The 16,717-nt window shown below is 48.2% G+C and carries 15 protein-coding genes; 3 read left to right on the top strand and 12 right to left on the bottom strand.

The genetic code is table 11. From position 1 onward, the window contains the following. Window positions 1-374: 374 nt before the first annotated feature. On the bottom strand, window positions 375-533 hold the full coding sequence (locus tag NFR90_RS02175) for a hypothetical protein (RefSeq protein ID WP_251450233.1): 159 nt from the start codon (window positions 531-533) through the stop codon (window positions 375-377). Between the two features lie 219 nt (window positions 534-752). On the opposite strand from NFR90_RS02175, the gene NFR90_RS02170 reads away from it, so the two are divergent. Further along, window positions 753-1,460, top strand: a complete 708-nt coding sequence (locus NFR90_RS02170; RefSeq protein WP_251450231.1) for an AzlC family ABC transporter permease — start codon at window positions 753-755, stop codon at window positions 1,458-1,460. Beyond that, a complete protein-coding gene (locus tag NFR90_RS02165) occupies window positions 1,457-1,786 on the top strand; it encodes a branched-chain amino acid transporter permease (RefSeq protein WP_160335907.1) in 330 nt (109 codons plus the stop codon). The genes NFR90_RS02170 and NFR90_RS02165 overlap by 4 nt, the downstream gene beginning before the upstream one ends. Before the next feature lie 49 nt (window positions 1,787-1,835). On the opposite strand, the gene NFR90_RS02160 is transcribed toward NFR90_RS02165, so the two are convergent. The 6 genes from NFR90_RS02160 to NFR90_RS02135 form a co-directional block, all read right to left on the bottom strand. Next, window positions 1,836-2,417, bottom strand: coding sequence for a TetR/AcrR family transcriptional regulator (locus tag NFR90_RS02160; protein WP_251450229.1), 582 nt, complete (start codon window positions 2,415-2,417; stop codon window positions 1,836-1,838). Between the two features lie 88 nt (window positions 2,418-2,505). Then, the gene (locus NFR90_RS02155; protein ID WP_251450227.1) at window positions 2,506-4,146 is read right to left on the bottom strand and encodes an HAL/PAL/TAL family ammonia-lyase; all 1,641 of its coding nucleotides are present in this window, start codon (window positions 4,144-4,146) and stop codon (window positions 2,506-2,508) included. A 119-nt stretch (window positions 4,147-4,265) separates the two neighbouring features. Continuing rightward, window positions 4,266-6,020 carry a flavocytochrome c gene (locus tag NFR90_RS02150; RefSeq protein ID WP_251450224.1) on the bottom strand — a complete coding sequence of 585 codons (1,755 nt, stop codon included), beginning with the start codon at window positions 6,018-6,020 and terminating at the stop codon, window positions 4,266-4,268. A gap of 352 nt (window positions 6,021-6,372) precedes the next feature. Beyond that, a complete protein-coding gene (locus NFR90_RS02145) occupies window positions 6,373-7,257 on the bottom strand; it encodes a DMT family transporter (RefSeq protein WP_251450222.1) in 885 nt (294 codons plus the stop codon). Window positions 7,258-7,268: 11 nt separating this feature from the next. Further along, window positions 7,269-8,351: a porin gene (locus tag NFR90_RS02140; RefSeq protein WP_251450220.1), complete on the bottom strand. Its 1,083-nt coding sequence runs from the start codon at window positions 8,349-8,351 to the stop codon at window positions 7,269-7,271. Between the two features lie 56 nt (window positions 8,352-8,407). Continuing rightward, on the bottom strand, window positions 8,408-9,772 hold the full coding sequence (locus NFR90_RS02135; RefSeq protein WP_251450218.1) for a hypothetical protein: 1,365 nt from the start codon (window positions 9,770-9,772) through the stop codon (window positions 8,408-8,410). Window positions 9,773-9,874: 102 nt separating this feature from the next. Here NFR90_RS02135 and NFR90_RS02130 point away from each other — a divergent pair, with 102 nt between their 5' ends. Next, entirely contained in the window at window positions 9,875-10,801 is a 927-nt protein-coding gene (locus NFR90_RS02130) for a LysR family transcriptional regulator (RefSeq protein ID WP_251450216.1), read from the top strand. Window positions 10,802-10,855: 54 nt separating this feature from the next. On the opposite strand, the gene NFR90_RS02125 is transcribed toward NFR90_RS02130, so the two are convergent. The 5 genes from NFR90_RS02125 to NFR90_RS02105 all read right to left on the bottom strand — a co-directional run bounded on the left by NFR90_RS02125 (window position 10,856) and on the right by NFR90_RS02105 (window position 16,587). Next, window positions 10,856-12,115, bottom strand: a complete 1,260-nt coding sequence (locus tag NFR90_RS02125) for an MFS transporter (RefSeq protein WP_277612788.1) — start codon at window positions 12,113-12,115, stop codon at window positions 10,856-10,858. A gap of 163 nt (window positions 12,116-12,278) precedes the next feature. Continuing rightward, window positions 12,279-12,650, bottom strand: coding sequence for a hypothetical protein (locus tag NFR90_RS02120; protein WP_160336093.1), 372 nt, complete (start codon window positions 12,648-12,650; stop codon window positions 12,279-12,281). A gap of 131 nt (window positions 12,651-12,781) precedes the next feature. Next, window positions 12,782-14,416, bottom strand: a complete 1,635-nt coding sequence (locus NFR90_RS02115) for a vWA domain-containing protein (protein WP_251450212.1) — start codon at window positions 14,414-14,416, stop codon at window positions 12,782-12,784. Window positions 14,417-14,480: 64 nt separating this feature from the next. Further along, window positions 14,481-15,419: a DUF3150 domain-containing protein gene (locus tag NFR90_RS02110; RefSeq protein ID WP_251450210.1), complete on the bottom strand. Its 939-nt coding sequence runs from the start codon at window positions 15,417-15,419 to the stop codon at window positions 14,481-14,483. 145 nt (window positions 15,420-15,564) lie between these two features. Beyond that, window positions 15,565-16,587 (bottom strand): AAA family ATPase, encoded by a 1,023-nt coding sequence (locus NFR90_RS02105; RefSeq protein ID WP_251450208.1) that lies wholly within the window; start codon window positions 16,585-16,587, stop codon window positions 15,565-15,567. Window positions 16,588-16,717: the final 130 nt, after the last annotated feature.

Raw genomic sequence — 16,717 nt, 5'->3', positions numbered from 1 at the left:
TAAACGCAAAATATCTTACGGAACACCCGATAGTTGTTCAATCTCTCGATACATCTTCATTTCATCGAATAAGGATTGAACCAACCTTTTGGTCTCAAGAGAAAATATCTTCCTCTTCAAGGTGCCTCCTTGCCAAGTGTCGCATTTTCAGGGGGCAGTTCATTCGGCGATCCGACAAGCAGATTTCCCGGAGATACGAGGACAGAGATAAGCAGTGGTTTTCCAAACCTTTCAAGAGGAGGGAAAGGAAATATAAGGGACTTGAGTATCGTGTTTTTCACGTGCTAATTGATTGACTGGCTTTGAGGTTGAATACGAGTTTCTTCCGACACGCAGAATACCGAACATCTCCTATTGAAACCAGAATTGAACGACTAAACGCCTTTGGAGGACTTGAAGAGTTTTCCGACCGCGAAATAGCTGAACACTGCACTGGTCAGAATTAAGGCAATGCCGACAAGCTGATGCGTCTTTGGGAACTCATCCAGACACAGAAATCCCAGAATCAGCACAAACGGAAGACCAAGAAACATAAAGACTGAATTGAGAAGCGCGTTGCCATGCTCCCAGCTGTAAGTCTTGGATATTTGTTTTCCCCAACGTACACACTGAATTGGAAAATCACAGGCACTTCTCCGTTATATGCTCTATCCTGGTAAACACACCCCTGATCGAAACAAATAATCCTTCATAACGTCTAATTTGAAAGAGCGACGTATTAAAATTTTCTTATCCTCAAACCAGAAACAAAAATGAATCAGCAGGAAAATTCCTTAGTGTTATCCGCCTTTAAAGCGTCCATCCCGGTCATGATGGGATACATTCCGCTCGGCGTGGTATTCGGCTTTCTCTTCGTACAGGCGGGAGGACCGTGGTGGCTTCCGGGCATCAGCTCGGCTTTGATCTACGGCGGCGCCGTTCAGTACATGATGATTCCGATGCTCGCCGCGGATATGTCCGTCGCGTCCATCGCTTTCGCCACCGCGGTCGTCAATTTAAGGCATGTGTTCTACGGCCTCTCCCTTCTCGACCGCTTTAAAGATACCGGTTGGAAAAAATGGGTCGTCGCCTTCCTCCTGACTGATGAAACTTACTCGCTTCTCACGACTGAACCTAAGAAAAGCCCGGTTAATAAGCTGGTGTACCTCGCTGTCTTTGACTGGATGTGGTGGATTCTCGGAAGCATACTCGGAGGTTTAATCGGCGCAGGCACCAATATCGAACTGGCCGGATTTGATTTTGTCCTCACGAGCCTCTTTGCCATGCTGCTGTGCGAACAATGGAGAGGCAGAATCAGCAGCTCTCCGCTTTGGATCTCTTTAGAAGCCTACGCCGCAGCTCGTATGATCAGCGCAGAAAACGCTCTGGCTATAGCCATCGCATTCTGCGCGCTTGCCTCTGTCATGCTCAGCATTACTAAGAATCCCCTGCCGCGCGCCAAAGGAGAGACCGCCAAATGAAAGATTTAAGCTATCTGTTCCTCGTCTTTTTAGCGATGACGGCTGTTACCGCCACCGAACGCTTTCTCCCCTTTGCCGCTGCTTCCTGGCTCAGCAAACAGCGATGGGTAAAAGTTGTCGGATCATTCCTCCCGCTTGCCATCATGGTGCTTCTTGTGGTCCACTCTTCCACTGAATCCACCCTGGCCAGAGGCGGTCTCCCGATTCCTGAAGCCGCAGCGATCTTCTTAACACTTATCCTTCAATGGTTTGTTAAAAACCCGCTTCTTTCAATCTTCTGCGGCACTGCTTGCTACGTTGTGCTTTTGAACAGCTTCTTTGTGTAGACAAATTTTCTATGAAGCACTACTAAATCAGTGAGGCCGAGTCAAATTATCAGACTTTCGCTTCTTTCGAAGTGGGCTGTGGGGCGACTTCATTCACAATAAAGCGCCAGGTCGCCTCTTTCGTTTCTTTATCGAGTGTGTCAAAACCCATCTTGTGCGTAAAGAAGAAGCCCTCAAAGGCCATGATCGCGGTTAAGAGTCGAGGCGTATCAATCGGAGATTTTTTTACCATCTCAAATAGTCTTTGATACCAGTCATGAAAAGGCTTCAGAGACTCCGGCTCATGCAGATGCAGTGCTAAAAGCGCCACACCCAAAGCGGCAAACCCGCCGTCATCCTCGTCAAACCCCTCATACCAAGAGGCATAACCGGGCGCAAGCGGCTCCCTCTTATCGGCAAACTTGGCCATATTCGTCGTCAGACGCTCATCCAAGTGCTGAACATACTCTTCGACAAGCGCATGGAAAAGCGCTTTCTTATTTTTAAAGTGATATAAAAACGCGCCTTTGCTGGTTTGAGATTCTTTAACAATCTTATCAATCGAAAGTGCGGCTACGCCCTCACGCATGATAAACACGCGTGTCGCCTCAAGTATCTTGTTTCTTGTTCTTAAAGCTTTTTCACTGGGCATAGTCGTTCTCTGAGATTTTTCTTATCGGATGCTTCAAGTGTATAAAAAAAGAGCCTCAAATTGCTGAGGCTCAGGCATTTATTAGAAATTAGTAGTTCTTTAAGAGCTGATCGCCGTTTTCCAGGTCGATACTATAAATGCGGTCCTGATCAACAAAAGGACTCTTTGCGCGATAAGCCTTATACAGTTTCTCTGTTTCGGGACTCATTCTGAAGTTTTTGTTTTTCATCTTTCTCAGATCCGCTGCCTGTGTGTTGTGCAGAAGTTCCATGGATAGAACAAGGAAAGTATTGTCTGCCGACTGTTTCAGTCTTTGAGCGGCACGCGGAAGGTTGGATGCGGAATCTTCGATGTTGCCTTCAACCGGGAAGCTGTCCAGAGAAACCGGATTCGCAAGATCAATATTTTCCGAGTAGATGGAAATCAGAGTGTCTTCTGTCGCACCAAATGCGTGACCGAGGTTGCCTTCAGCTGCCAAATAACGGGAAAGATCGGTAAACTGCGGCTCATCCAAACGCATCGTACGCTGCGCGGAGTTGTGTCCGACATGACCAAGCGCTAAAGCCATTCTCTGAACCGCTAAAGCGACCGGAAGCACTTCAAAGTTTGCTGTCGGGATAATCGCGCCTTTAGCATTCTTAGTTTCAATGAAATACTGACCGATCTGCGGGATGTCTGCTCCGGTGCGATCCGCGTCGACCATTACGCCGGGATTGTCGTCCGATCCGTTAATCTGAACATTGATGACTTTGTCCAGGTCGTTCAGAGCGTTCTGAGCTTCAGAAAGTGTGTATACCGTAGTACGGAAGCAGAGCGGGTCCTGCAGTCTGCGGCTTTCGTCTTTATCCCAAAGGTAGGAGCCGGCAAGGACCTTTCTTAATTCAGAGGCTTTTTCAGCAAGGCCTGGGAACGGATGGAAGTCTACGGTCTGCGGAAGGAACGGCGCAACGTTGCCGTTTAAGCCTTCAAGACTGATGCCGTACACAATCGGCGTAACTTTCAGAATCTGGCGAACCGCTTTTGCGGCATCCATGGTCATAGCCATGGCAACCGAGCTGTTGGAAAGGATGCCAAGGGCGTCTTTGCCTTCCGGGACCAGAGGCTTAATGCCTTTCTCCTTTAACACTTCCATGGAGGCGACCTGCTTGCCGTCCTTATTAATGACCTTCCATTCACCGATCATTGCGGATCCGACGTGAGAAGCGAGTGTAATGTCCGCGTCTCCAAGCGAACCCTTTGTCGGGACAACCGGAGTAACGCCTTTATTCAGGAATTCTTCGTAGAGTTCCGCCACTCTCGGCTGAACTCCGCTGCCGCCTTTAAGCAGCGTATTCAAGCGAATAACCATCGCGAGACGAACCAGTTTCGGATCCAGCGCGGGACCGGCACCAATGCTGTGGCTTCTCAGAGTGCTGTAATTGAAGCGACGACTTGCGGCTTTAACCTCTTCACTCAGTTCGCCGTTAGCGGAAATCACCTTATGGTCTTTATTAAGACCCACACCAACCGTCAACCCGTAAATTTCTTTGCCGCTTTTAGCCGCTTCAAGCACCAGTTCATAAGATTTTTTTACTCGATCCATGGCTTCCGGAGCAATGGATACAGGCGCACCTTCTGCGATTGCCCAAGCATCATCCTGGGTTAAAGAGGAGCCGTTCAGCTCCACAGCACTTACGCTTGTTGCGGTCAGCATAGCGATTGAAATAAGAGAAAGTTGGAATGTTTTCATTTCAAATTCTCGAGACGGTTGTGTTTGAAAAGGGATTTGAGACGACACTGCCCCGACGCTTTGCTTTTGAGCAAAGCGCTATGCAAAACGACGGGACAGGTGGGAGAAGTTAGGCGGGATTACTTAGCCTGAGCGGCGGCACCGGCTCCGGCGATTCTGCCAAAGACCATGATATCGGTGTAAGCGTTGCCGCCAAGACGGTTGGTGCCATGAGTTGTACCGGTCACTTCACCGGCGGCGAACAAACCGGGAATCGGTTTGCCGTTGGCGTCCAGCACTTCAGCCTTGGTGTTGATCTTGAGGCCGCCCATAGTATGGTGTGTGGATGGAACCGCCTTGATGATGTAGTACTTGCCTGTGGACAGATCTTTAAGACCGGCTCTATGGTTGAAGTCCAGATCCTTGCCGTCCTTGGCAAACTTGTTGACGCGGTCAACTGTAGCCTGAAGCGCTGCCGGATCAATCTTGAAGAATTCTGCCGCTTCCTTCAGCGTGTCGGCTGTGTGCATGATGCCCTGCTTAGTAAAGGCATCGTATTCCGTATCGTGAATCTTCACGGTATTGGAGATCTTGCCGATGTTGTCATTCCATAGCACATAAGCGTATGCGCCCGGCTGATCAAGAATCGCCTTAGAAATTACGTCGCGTCTTTCCAGTTCTTCAACAAAGCGCTTGCCTTCCTGGTTCACAAGGATTGCGCCGTCAAAGCGAGCGTCTGCGATCAGTTCGATCACGCCTGAGATCGGGTCGCAGATCGGATAAGTCTGAATGTAGCCCATATTTACGAGCTGACCGCCTGCTCTTTCAGCCATATAGAGCGCTTCACCGGTAGTTCCGGGTGCGTCCGTTGTCTTGAAGCGTTCATCGATCGACGGGTTGTATTTCTTGACCATTTCTGCATTAGCGCCAAAACCGCCGGTGGCGAGAACAACACCGCCTTTAGCGTTGAAGGTGTAATCCTTGCCTGCGGAAACCGCTTTTACACCGACCACTCTGCCGTCTTTATCCTTAATTAGCTCTTCGGCCTTCATGTTGGTGATAACGGGGATGCCCATCTTGTCAGCAAGAGCGGAGAACTTTGTGATGAATTCTGTACCGGTATGGCCGTGCGGAATCAGAGCTCGTTTTCTTGAGTGACCGCCAAACTGGAAGACGTTGTCGTCTTCAAACTGCACACCGACTGTATTCTTCAGCCATTCAGCAGTCGGAAGCGCATTGACAGTCATGACTTTAACGATTTCCGGGTCGCCCTTGAAGTCGCCGCCTTTGAGTGTGTCTTCAGCAAAGCGTTCGGGTGTGTCATCGTTAATATTCAGGTTCTTCTGTACCCAAGAGCCGGCAACGTTCATTTCAGCGCCGGAAATCAGAGAGTTGCCGCCAACGGTCGGCATTTTTTCCAAAAGCACGACATTAGCGCCTTTGGATTTAGCTTCAACGGCCGCGGCAAAACCTGCGCCGCCCGCACCGATCACGACGACATCATAGCTCTGGTTTTGAGCCATGGCGCTGTCAGCTTTCTTGGTATCAGCGGGTTTTGCGGCCAGTTTGACACCGGCTTTATCGGCAGCGGCCTTAACCGCGTCAAGGAAGCCCTTAGAGGAGAATGTTGCGCCGGCGATGCCGTCGATTTCAACAGAGTTGGTGCGCACAACATTGTCTTTCAGTTCAGTGAAGACCTTCTGAGCGAGCACTTTGTTTTCTTTGTTCTGAACAACGTCGATCTTGGTGATTTTGCCGTTATCGAAAGTGACAGCAACGGCGATATCGCCGTGTTTGCCAACACCGGTTCCTTCTGTTGTAACAGGAGCGGCGGAGACGGAAGAAAGCATAAGAGCTGAAAGAACGGAAGCTGTTAACACACTGAATTTATTCATAGCGGATTCCTATTTTCGGTTGAGTTATTTTTTTAAACAGTCTGACTGGACTGAAAATAGTATACGTTAATTACAGTCTATATAGACTGTTTTTATGTCATCCAAATATAGGAATTTTCCCGTATATATTTCTATTTTTTAATTCTGAAAATACACTTTATTTACAATTATTCAGTAAGTTAATATCACTTTGATTTTATTTAACCCACTAATAAAAGGGATTAATACGTTTAATGTCTTTTTGAATTAATTTAAGAATTACGATTCAGCTTCAAGCACAAGTTCAACTAAGAAGGCAAAATTCTGCATGTCGTCTTTTCTGCCTTTTTAGTCCTACCCGCAGCTTTAAGTTCTATCTGAGCAGCGGAATCGATGAAAGACACAGAATTAAGAATAGAAGTCCTGCAGATGAGAGCCCAGATAACGACTCATCGAAAAACATCCAGCCGAATAGCACTGCAAATAAAATCCCCGAGTTTTGACATAGCGCATTGAGGATGGGGCTCCCTCTGCTCCAGCCTAACGTTACGGAAATCTGCTGAAGAAACGTCAGAAAAGAAAGCAGCATCAGGACTGGATCAAAGAGCATTGACAACTCTCGACTATCATCAGTTACTCCGTTAATACCAACTCCGAGAACGCAGCTTATCATCGAAAAATAAAAAACAATCAGTAAGGGATTCTCTCCGATTTTTCCCATCGCTTTTAGAAACAAACTTGCCCCGGAAAGACATGCAGCTCCGCAGAGCGCAAGCACGACATAAAGCCAATTACTGAGAACGGGCTGAGTGATTAGATAAACCCCAAACGCCGCTGCAAAGATTAAAGCCGCTAAAATCGGACTGAACGTCGATGAGACCTGCCGGCGATATATGATTGAGAAAATCAGAGTAAACACCGGAGCGGTATATATCAGCGCCTGAGCTGTGCTGATGGGAAGGATTCTAGTAATAGCAATCCAAAGCCCTACGGCGAGCGTCCCTAAAACAATTCTGCCAAGAAGCAAGGGTATCGACTTTGGCTTTAGGCTTATTCCGGCAGTCAGCAAATAAAGTCCGCTGAACAAAAAAGAGCAGACGTATCTACTCCCTAAAATTTCGTAAATGGTGTATTGATTCCCTGAGCCGTGGACAATAGCTCCGCAAAGGGCGGCCAAAAATCCGGAGGCCAATACCCAAAACGAAGCTTTGATGGAGTCTCTGTTCAACCCATTTTTAGTATGCGGCTCAGGTTTCATGCGGATTCAAATTAGAACTTGTGATTCAAACCAATCGCAGCTTGCCAACCGTTGACACGGATAGCTTTAAATCCTAATCCGCTGGCGGCAATCGATTCAGACGAGGAGAGAAGCTTTCCTCCGTCCGCGTAGCCTGCAAATCCATAAACCATGGTTCGTTTGCTCAACGGGTATTCATAGGCTGCATTTAAATTCCAGGAGTTGTACTTATCCTCCTTATCCTTAACTACAGACTTACCGTCAAGTTTACCGGTCAAATATTTTCCGCCGAACTTCAAAACACCGCCGGCTAGAGGCGTTGCTGAGGAAAGCAAAAATACATGCTGCTGTCGTTTATCCTTCTGACTGCCATACTGGTAACCGGCAAAGAGCTTAGTGACTCCAAAATTGCATGAACCGCCGGCAGTAATCGTATAGATTGGCTTAACACCAACAGAGCCTTTGTTGTCATTTGATTCAAAAATGATGCTGGCGTCTACAGTCTTATTGGTATAGAGCGCGCCGATTCCGTAATAGTGGCTGTTCTCGGACCATTTTGCTTCATCCGTTGTAACGCCGTTTGAGTAAGCCGCTGATATTTTTAAACCGTTTAAGGAGGGAGACACATATACAATTCCGTTGTTCACTCGACTGTAGTCGATCGTGTAGGACGTATAGGATCCGACCTGATAACCGATGCCAAAAGCGCTGATGCGGGCAATATTAAAATCTCCGGTTCCGCACGTTAACGCACCAAAGCGGCCAAAAGCAATCTTACCGAAAGGACCTGAAAGAGAAAGGAAAGACTGACGATTAAACGCACCACTCTGCACAACACCGTTCTTACTCCAAGTATTGAACTGAGTTCCAGTATCAACGTTAAATCCCTGTTCAAGAACAAAACCAACGCTATATCCGCCGCCTAATTCTTCCTGACCTTTAAAACCAAAACGATTGCCCATTGAGTAGCCGGAAGTAAAGTCCATCGTTGCGGTTTCACCCTTTACTTTCTGTCCGAGAATTGCTGTATCCAGAATACCGTAAACCTGTACGCCGGCGAGAGAGACTGTAGGAAACAGAAGCGCCGACAGGAATACTTTATTAAAAATTTTCATACCTTACCTTCTTGGGATGTATGACGGGAGAAAATCTCCCGTCTGATTCTTATTGATTACCAATAGAGAGAGTGACGTGTCGCAATACCGCACATATTATTCGGCTGAAGCATGAAATATCTGTTCCAGTTCGGCTGCATATCGATGTAAGGTTTACCGTTGGAGTCAATGCCAGTGTAAGTAATCATATAGTGATCGGGCATGTCTGCCTTCTTAGAAGGATCAACCCAATAAATTGCCTGACGCTTTCCGTTGGCTTCTTTTGCAAGCTTTTCTGCCTCTTCCTTCGAAACAACTTTTCCGTTTCCGTTATACATTGCTTCAATCTTCTTCAGTGCTTCAGGCAGCGGCTTAGCATTGGCTCCGGGTTTAGATGAACCAAAGACCTGTTCGTTCTTGTAAGCAACTAGGCGGTTGATCAGATTCTTTTCAGATGTCGCAGGATACTGATGATCGAAGAAAGGATAAAGCGCTCTTCCCTCTTTACTTACGGTGTACGCACAGTTGGTGTCTCTCAAAGCTTTCTGATATCCGGGTGCGGATTCGAGCTTAAAGCCGGGCTTAGATGAATCGATCTGATAATCTCGGTAAACAAATGCGTTCTTAGGATTCACCATAAGAGGACGATAGAAGTAACCGATGATGATCATCTTCTTAGGATTGACAACGTATACGTCTTCGTAAGACATGAAATCGTGAATCGCCTGTTCTTTCGCTTTTTCCAGCTCTTTACCGGTTAACTTGGGATCAAACTGCCAAAGTAAGTTCCACTCTTTAATCGTCGTCAGCGACTTACCCATGATCTCTTCCAGTCGTTTCAGCGCAGCCAGATCTTTAGCTTTATCGCCTGTGTTAATGGAATTAGAAGTGATCACTTCAACCGGTCCGTCAAACTGAACGCCGTAACTGTCATAATAGTTATAGCCGTACTTCTTAATTTCATCTTCTCTCAGCTGCTTGACCCAAGCTACAGAAAGTCCGGTACCGGATTTGCTGGCACGAAGAATTTTTCCGCTGTCTTTGGCGGTTGTTCCATAGAAAACAAATTTTCCTGCGTCCGGATCGTAATCCATCGTCAGCTCGGCAGTGATATTTTCGGGACGGTTACCGTAAGAAGTAGCAATAGAGTACATATTGCGGCCGCCGCCGATTTCCTTTCCGTCAAACTTACTCGGGCCGGTATATAAGAAATCTGCTGCCATATCCGTCAGCAGTTTCTTGCCTTCCGGTGTCTTTGTCAGCACAAATGCACCCGATGTTGCTTCGCGTTTTTGTGTTGCGCCGCTAATTTCATCCGATTGAGCAGATGCTGCGCTGACAGAATTCGGAGCAGATTCTTTTGCCATAGAAGTTTGAACAGTTAAAACTAAAGCAGAAGCAACCGCCGCTGTAAGAACCGATAAATGAAGCTGTGTTTTCATAAATTCTCCTTGAAAGTGATTCGAAAAAGATTATGTTATAAATTGTTAAAATATCAAATAGCGAAAATATTCAGTTTGGAATTTCATTTTTTGATAATGCATATGACCAATAAAAATGATCCCTTTAATGCCGAACAGGCGGCGTTCCTCATCACAATTTATGAAACCGGAGCAATTGCCAAAAGCGGAGAAAAATTCGGTTTAACGCCCGTGGCTTCAAGTCGTCTTTTGCAGAAGTTCAGGTCATATTTCAAAGATCCGCTTTTCGTAGTTTCCAAAGGTAGATTGCTTCCAACGCCGTTTTTTCTTAAAACAATGCCGGCTCTTCAGGAGATCGTTCGCATTTGCAGTGATATGGCTGAACAGCCTTTTGACATCAGGCATTGTCGAAAGGTTTTTCGGTTTTCATGCAACCCGGGATTTGCCCCGTCAATGATGGCTTATGTTTTACCAAGAATTATGGAAGAAGCACCTCAAGCTTCTGTTGAGCATATTTCCCTCAGTTCAAATCCCATTAGTGCGCTCATGGGAGCGGAAATTGACTTGCTCATCGGAAGGGCCATCGGTCTACCTCCTCAGGCTCATTACTGCGATCTCAAATCCGGTGATCGTTGTATTTTGCTGAGAAAATCCCATCCGTTAAACGCACTGTATCAATCCGGGAAAATCACCCCAGCGGATATCTACCAAGCTAAAAGAGTTTCTCTCCCCTCCGGCAGACGACAGGATTGGATTTCTCCGGACGGCGGCATCTTCACCGGCAGAAATAAAAATGACAATATCGTATTCAAAACCGACCGCGCAGAAATGGCTTGGATGGCAATGACAAAAACTGATCTGATACAGATCTCAACGGACAGAAGTTCTGAACTTGCGCTTCAGCTATATCCGGATCTGACGACTATACCTCTGCCTGACTCACTGACTGCAAACAGTCCAAAGATGTCGATCATCTGGTCGGACACAACCCACAGGGATCCGGCACATCGTTGGTTTAGAAGTTTGTTTGCCAATTGGTCCAAAAATTAATCGGTTTATTCTGAATGAATCATTGAAGTCAGCCGATAAATACCTAACCGATAGCTATATGCCGGTCTTCGAATGTGTCTCCGGAGCGTAAAAATATGAGACCGCAAAGCCGACCGCCAAAACAAAGGCGCCGACAAAGCACATCGCCTGCTGACCGTAAGAAATAAAAGCAATCGGAAAAAGCAGTGAGCTGATCATCGAGCCCACCCGAGATGTGGAACCTAAAATTCCCAGCGCTGTCGCTCGAATCGAAGTCGGAAAAAGCTCGGACGGATAGACATAATCTAAAACCGACTGAATCCCATAAGGCAGCGAATATATCGCCAAGGCTGCCCACAGCATCAGTTTCGATCCGAGATGAACCTGAGAAAGCATCAAAAAGCCCAGCGCCATCAGCGCAAACGTCCACAGAATCAAAGGCCGGCGCTTAGTTTGTCCGATTAGACCAAGCGCACCGAAACTGCCGATAAAAAATAAAAGATACGCAATAATGGTCGACGCGAACTCGGTCTCGCCGCTCATGTCCGGCGCGTTTAGAAGAAGCGGCCCAAACATAAGAACAGCAGTAACAGGAGCTGCCTGACAAAACCAAAACACCGAAATAAAAATCAGCTTGCCGATCGTCCTGCGGTTGAATCGCCCACTGCTCCGCAAGCTCTCCTCTTCCGTTAATTCCGCCGCATTGCTGAGACCGAGAATGGCAAGAGTACGCTCCGCTTCCGCGTTTCTGCCGTGATGCAGCAGCCAAAGCGCGGATTCCGGCGCGCCGCACCGAACCCATGCACTGATAAGTGCCAGTACTGCGGCAAACAGCGGATAAACCATCCAGCTCAAAGATATCTCTTTAATTAACCATGCGGTACAAGCAGATAAAATCGCGCCGATAAACCAAGCATTCATCAGCCATGTCAGTGTCTTGGCACGAACTAGTTTCGGAGAATTCTCGGCAGCCATCGCCTGTGCGCAGGTAGAATCCGCTCCTGTCACAAAACCCAGAAGAAAACGGACGGCAATTAAAGAAATTGGAGCAGTGCAGACTGTCTGCATCGCGCAAAGTGCGGCAAGGCAAAACGGCAAACAGTTATATAAGGCGCGCCGCCCCATCCTGTCTCCAATCCAGCCGCCAAACAGCGTACCAAAAAAAGAACCGAAAATATAAGCAAAAGCACTGAATCCCACCAGCCAAGGTGAATTGTCAGCGCATACAAAATCAGAAAGAAACCAGACCAAACCGACGGACGTAATTAAATATCCGTCCATGAGCGGCGCACAGCAGGCACCAGCGCATAGCCGCGCCGAGGAATAAAGGCGAATCTTTTCGGTTCACTGCATTGTCGATAAAAGTATTTTCTCTTTTTAGTATTCTATCGAGCCGAGAAAAAAAGAATATTGCTGTTACCCCCGACTGATAACAAAAATTTAGGCGGCACGGTTTAAATCGCGTCGCCTTACAGCGTGAATCAGCAAATTGAAAAAATTAATTCTGCGGCTGAGTCTGCTGTGCGGGAGCCTGAGGAGCTGTCTGAGGAGCAGCGGCCTGAGGTGTCTGGGTCTGAGGAGCCTGCTGATACTGCTGGTAAATCTGCTGTTGCTGCTGAGTAGGCAGATAAACCGGACGGAAATGATACATGCCGTGATACGGGCAGTAGAAGCCCATCATAACCGGGTACTGGCTCGTAACAGGAGCACCTTGATAAAAGCCGTCCATCATGCAGGGAGCACCGTAATAAACGGCTTGATCCTGAGGATCCTGCTGGCCTTGAGTCTGCTGAGCGGAGGCTGTAAGACCAAAGCCTAAAAGAGCAGCTGCCATTGAACCGACAAAAAGAGTTTTCTTAAAAGAAATCATTTGAATTCCTCCACTAAATGATGGAGCCATCATAGGCTTGAGACTTCATGGCTTTCTCGATTCCGTTCGTTTTGAGACACGCAGACCGCTTAAATGTTAGAAGTTTTTTCTCAGACTTCTCAGAGGCCTAATCAGTCCGCATGCTTTTTCATCGTCGCTTCAAGCAGCTCATATAACGCTTCCTGCATATCAAAAGCATCCTCAATGTTTTTCTGCAAATCAAAAATAAGCGGAGAGAGCCTGCCGATGCCAAGACATACAACCTCTATACCGGCATTTGTTAAGACTTTGCTGCGCTCCTTGAGAAGCTCCTCCTCGGAACATAAACCGTCTGTCAGCATAAAAATAATCTTGCGCCGCTCTTTGCGGTTGGAAAGAATCGCGGCTGCCGAATTCAGCGACTGACAAACCGGTGTATACCCAAAGGAGCGGATACCCGCGAAGCGATCTGTCACGGACTCTGGACGCTCATCAAAACGCTTGATCTCTAAAAGCGTGTTGCGCTCCATTCCCGGAAACGCATAAGCAGACGCTCTGCATCCGCTGACGCGGTCAATCAGACGGCAAAGAACTGCGCCGCAGATCGCCGCCGTACGCATCGTTCTTTTATCCATTGAACCGCTTCGGTCGATCAGCACGGCAAAGGCGGCCGAGGGCTGTTTAACAGTATCTTCCGTCGTAAAAATACGATCTTCGCCAACCATCAGTCCCGCAAGCGCCGGTGTACTGAGCTGTTTGCCCCTTCGGCTCAGATGTCTCGGCCGCATGACATTTGAATTTAAAAATTTTCTGAATCGGGCTGAGGCGGTAATCTCGTATTGCTCTAAATCCTGTACAAAATGCTCGTCTATGCTCTGCGTAAGCTCACTTCTGACCGCAGGCCAAATCGAGTTGCTGCCCTGAGCCAAATCGGGAGACTTCCCTTTGCTTCTGCTCTCCTGCTCGAGCAGTTTATGAATATCAAACTGATCCGGATTTTCTCCTTCAAAGAGCTCCGTAAACTTTTGCTCAAGCTTCCTGTCGGTTGCCGCATCGGAACCGGTCGAATTAGAAGAAGTGTTTTTTGCCGGCACGGCCTCCTGCTCCGCTTGCTTTTTAGCGGAATTGCCGGAAGTTTTGCGGCGGTTTTTCCCTAAAGAAAGCTCCTTAATAAAACGTTCGGCGATTAATTTGGCATATGCGATAACTTCATCAGTGGATTCGGAAGTCACTGCTGAATACGCAAGCGCGGAAAGCTCTTCATAGAGATCCTCGCCAAAACGTCGGATAAATTCGTTCTGCGAGCTCTGAGAAAGCATATGAGTAAAACTGTAGCCAAGCGTCTTGTCCGTCATATGCCAGTAAAGGCTCAGGCATAAAAGCTTCGCAGGCGATGTCTTTTCGTTGACTTCAGGCAGACGTCCTCTCTTGAGCATCCGCTCTAAGTAAGTCTCACGCCAAAAATAAGTGCCCGGTGTTTTACGATAGCCGATTGCGTCGATACGAACGTCTTCCAAAGCGTTTACCAGCGGATGCAGACCGCCAAGCTTGGAAACATTCGTAAAATCCGTAAACAGCACATGATGAATCTCGTGGGTACCGTGCGCAAGATAAGCGTCAAGCGCGTCCTGCGAATGCGTGGGCGGCTCTCCCAAGTAAACGGTTTTACCGTTCGTACTCGGAACCCCTCCGAAGACAATCTGAATGTCTTTGTAGTTCGCAAGCGAGGCAAGAATACTGTTGACCGCCTTATAGACGTTGATGGTGTTGCAGGTTTCGACTCTCAAAATCTGTTCCTCTGGGACCGCTTGAGCGGCCGATCTCATTAGAGATTCGGCCGCGCGCCCGGTGTTAGCTAAAAGAAAATAATGACTTGCCTCGCGCAAGCATGGCTTCCAAGCCGCAGGCCATAGAAAAGTCCGGTTCAGCAGACTCGGCTATAGGCTCCGCAGTTTTCGGCTCAGCCTCAATCTCCGTCCTCGAAGCCGCGTCCAAAAGTTTGAACGCAGCCTCAATTTCACTGAGCATCGAGGTTTTATCCCGGCAATACGGTTTAAGCCGCATGGCCTGAGAAATGCACGAAGTCAGATGCAGCGCGCCGTCACGGAATTCCTCGCGATAGCCCTGCCAAACTAAAAGACGATCTTTAAGTATCTCCAGCCGGCAAAGCAGCGCATCCGTTATGGCGCCGCTTTCAGCGGCAATGCGAACGAGATCAAGTTCCTCGGCAAATCGCAAAGCAAGACCTTGAATAAAGGACTGCAGCGAAGAGCGGGAACCGCTGAAGCTCGCAAGAGTAAAGGCGTCGAACTCAAAAGAAATGCGGCGCAGAACATAATCCGTCGAAGGACAAATCACGTCCGAAGCGCATCCTTTCGGAACGACTCCCATCGACCTGTCATAAACACTCTTTTCATAAAGCGGCGCAAACACTTCGTCTCGCTGCCGACAGAACTCTCTGCGCCAAATCGCAAGCGTTCGTTCAACCGAGACAGCGTCACATCGCCTCATGACATAGCCGTTCAGATAGGGCTCTCCTCTTTCCGCGCAAAGCGCTTTGGCGCGCACCCGAAAATCTGAAAATACTTTCAGCATCGAGGCCGGAACAATGCGTCTTCGACGCATGTTCTCCGCGCCTTCCTCTACCGAGGTCTGCTCTGTGCTCATACCCGTCCAAACGGAAATCCGGAAAGATACCAGCACAAGGCTGTTCTCGGCAACATCAGTTTTGTCACTATTTTTTGGTTCGCATCCGCCAAAGAAAGATGCGTCCCGGAACAAATCGGTCATGGAATTCTCCTTTTGATTCAAGGGAGAGGCCCTGACCCGAAGGATCGAGGGGCAACACTCCCTCGATCTCCGTGGGTTGTTCGCTCTTTACGAACGAAAGTTTAGAAACACTTGCGACAGCTCTTGTCTTACCTCCTCGTGTCAGCTACACGAGGAGATAGTCGCCGATATTGCCTAATTCAGCTTCAACAAGCTTCTCAATGACTGAGGCGCTTGTCGAGTCAAGGCAGTCAGTTAGAGAAATGCGGAGCGCTTTTCTGACCGCTTCGCGATGAGAGCATCCCATCGCTTTGGAGCGATAACTCAAAAGCAGCAAATCTCTAAATCTCATCAAAACACGCGTGGAAATTGTCGCGTCTACACTGACCGTAGGATCCATGCCGCAATAAGCTTCACGAACTCTTTCGGCCGATTTGCGCAGACGCACCGCAAATTCCCGCTTCCAGTCTGATGAAGAAATGCCGACGCACTGAACTTCCGGCGTACTGCTGAGAATGAGTGCAATCTCAGAGTCCGCGTCCATGTAGTCCATGCGCATTTTCCAGCAGCGGTCCATAACCGCGGGATCCTGAACGAAACGCCCCACGTAGGAGCCTTTCTCGTCATCACATAAGCCTCGGATGTTGTCTGTCATGACAATCCTCGTGCGCGGATGACGCTCAATCACCTCTCCGGTTGCCTCAATAAATAAAGGCGCACCCTCCAGCAGTTCGTTGACCGAAAGCCAGAGATCGCCCGGAGCTGCCGACATTTCATTAACCAAAAACACAAAACCGCGCCGCCAGGCCCGCGTCAGCGGTCCGTCAACAAAGCGCATGCTTTTGTCTTTGTCAATCACATAGTGACCGATCAAGTCTGTTCGATCCAGCCGCGCGCGTGCGGTCATCGCAATGACCGGAGCACGAACTCGGGCACAAAACTGATTGATAAAACTTGTCTTGCCGGATCCGTGAGGACCGCTGACAAACAGCGGCTCTCCCGAACCCATCTCCCACCATGCGGACATAATGCCCAGTGTTTCCTGCCGGAAAACATAGTTCGGGTCTTTCTTCGGAATCAGGTAATGCTCGGAAACATCCCATGATTCTCTCTGATAGCCCAGAACCTTCTGCTCGGAAGTAAAACCAAACTCTTCCGCGCAAATCACATCGTCAAATACCTGCTGCATAAAAAACTCCAAATAAAAAACGGAGCTTTCCTGCCGCTGCCGCGGGGTCGAAAGCCCCGCGGGGTATAAAAAACTGCACAAATGTTTTCCGTCAAAGAAAGGCTTTGTGCAGGAGCCTTTCTTTGTCGGC

Source organism: Parasutterella muris, assembly GCF_943193095.1.
Lineage (GTDB): Bacteria > Pseudomonadota > Gammaproteobacteria > Burkholderiales > Burkholderiaceae_F > Parasutterella > Parasutterella muris.
This window is presented reverse-complemented; position numbering and strand designations above follow the sequence as displayed.

Coding starts and splice junctions, on each gene's coding strand:
- NFR90_RS02175 (WP_251450233.1), bottom strand. CDS start 533: ATGTTTCTTGGTCTTCCGTTTGTGCTGATTCTGGGATTTCTGTGTCTG.
- NFR90_RS02170 (WP_251450231.1), top strand. CDS start 753: ATGAATCAGCAGGAAAATTCCTTAGTGTTATCCGCCTTTAAAGCGTCC.
- NFR90_RS02165 (WP_160335907.1), top strand. CDS start 1,457: ATGAAAGATTTAAGCTATCTGTTCCTCGTCTTTTTAGCGATGACGGCT.
- NFR90_RS02160 (WP_251450229.1), bottom strand. CDS start 2,417: ATGCCCAGTGAAAAAGCTTTAAGAACAAGAAACAAGATACTTGAGGCG.
- NFR90_RS02155 (WP_251450227.1), bottom strand. CDS start 4,146: ATGAAAACATTCCAACTTTCTCTTATTTCAATCGCTATGCTGACCGCA.
- NFR90_RS02150 (WP_251450224.1), bottom strand. CDS start 6,020: ATGAATAAATTCAGTGTGTTAACAGCTTCCGTTCTTTCAGCTCTTATG.
- NFR90_RS02145 (WP_251450222.1), bottom strand. CDS start 7,257: ATGAAACCTGAGCCGCATACTAAAAATGGGTTGAACAGAGACTCCATC.
- NFR90_RS02140 (WP_251450220.1), bottom strand. CDS start 8,351: ATGAAAATTTTTAATAAAGTATTCCTGTCGGCGCTTCTGTTTCCTACA.
- NFR90_RS02135 (WP_251450218.1), bottom strand. CDS start 9,772: ATGAAAACACAGCTTCATTTATCGGTTCTTACAGCGGCGGTTGCTTCT.
- NFR90_RS02130 (WP_251450216.1), top strand. CDS start 9,875: ATGACCAATAAAAATGATCCCTTTAATGCCGAACAGGCGGCGTTCCTC.
- NFR90_RS02120 (WP_160336093.1), bottom strand. CDS start 12,650: ATGATTTCTTTTAAGAAAACTCTTTTTGTCGGTTCAATGGCAGCTGCT.
- NFR90_RS02110 (WP_251450210.1), bottom strand. CDS start 15,419: ATGACCGATTTGTTCCGGGACGCATCTTTCTTTGGCGGATGCGAACCA.
- NFR90_RS02105 (WP_251450208.1), bottom strand. CDS start 16,587: ATGCAGCAGGTATTTGACGATGTGATTTGCGCGGAAGAGTTTGGTTTT.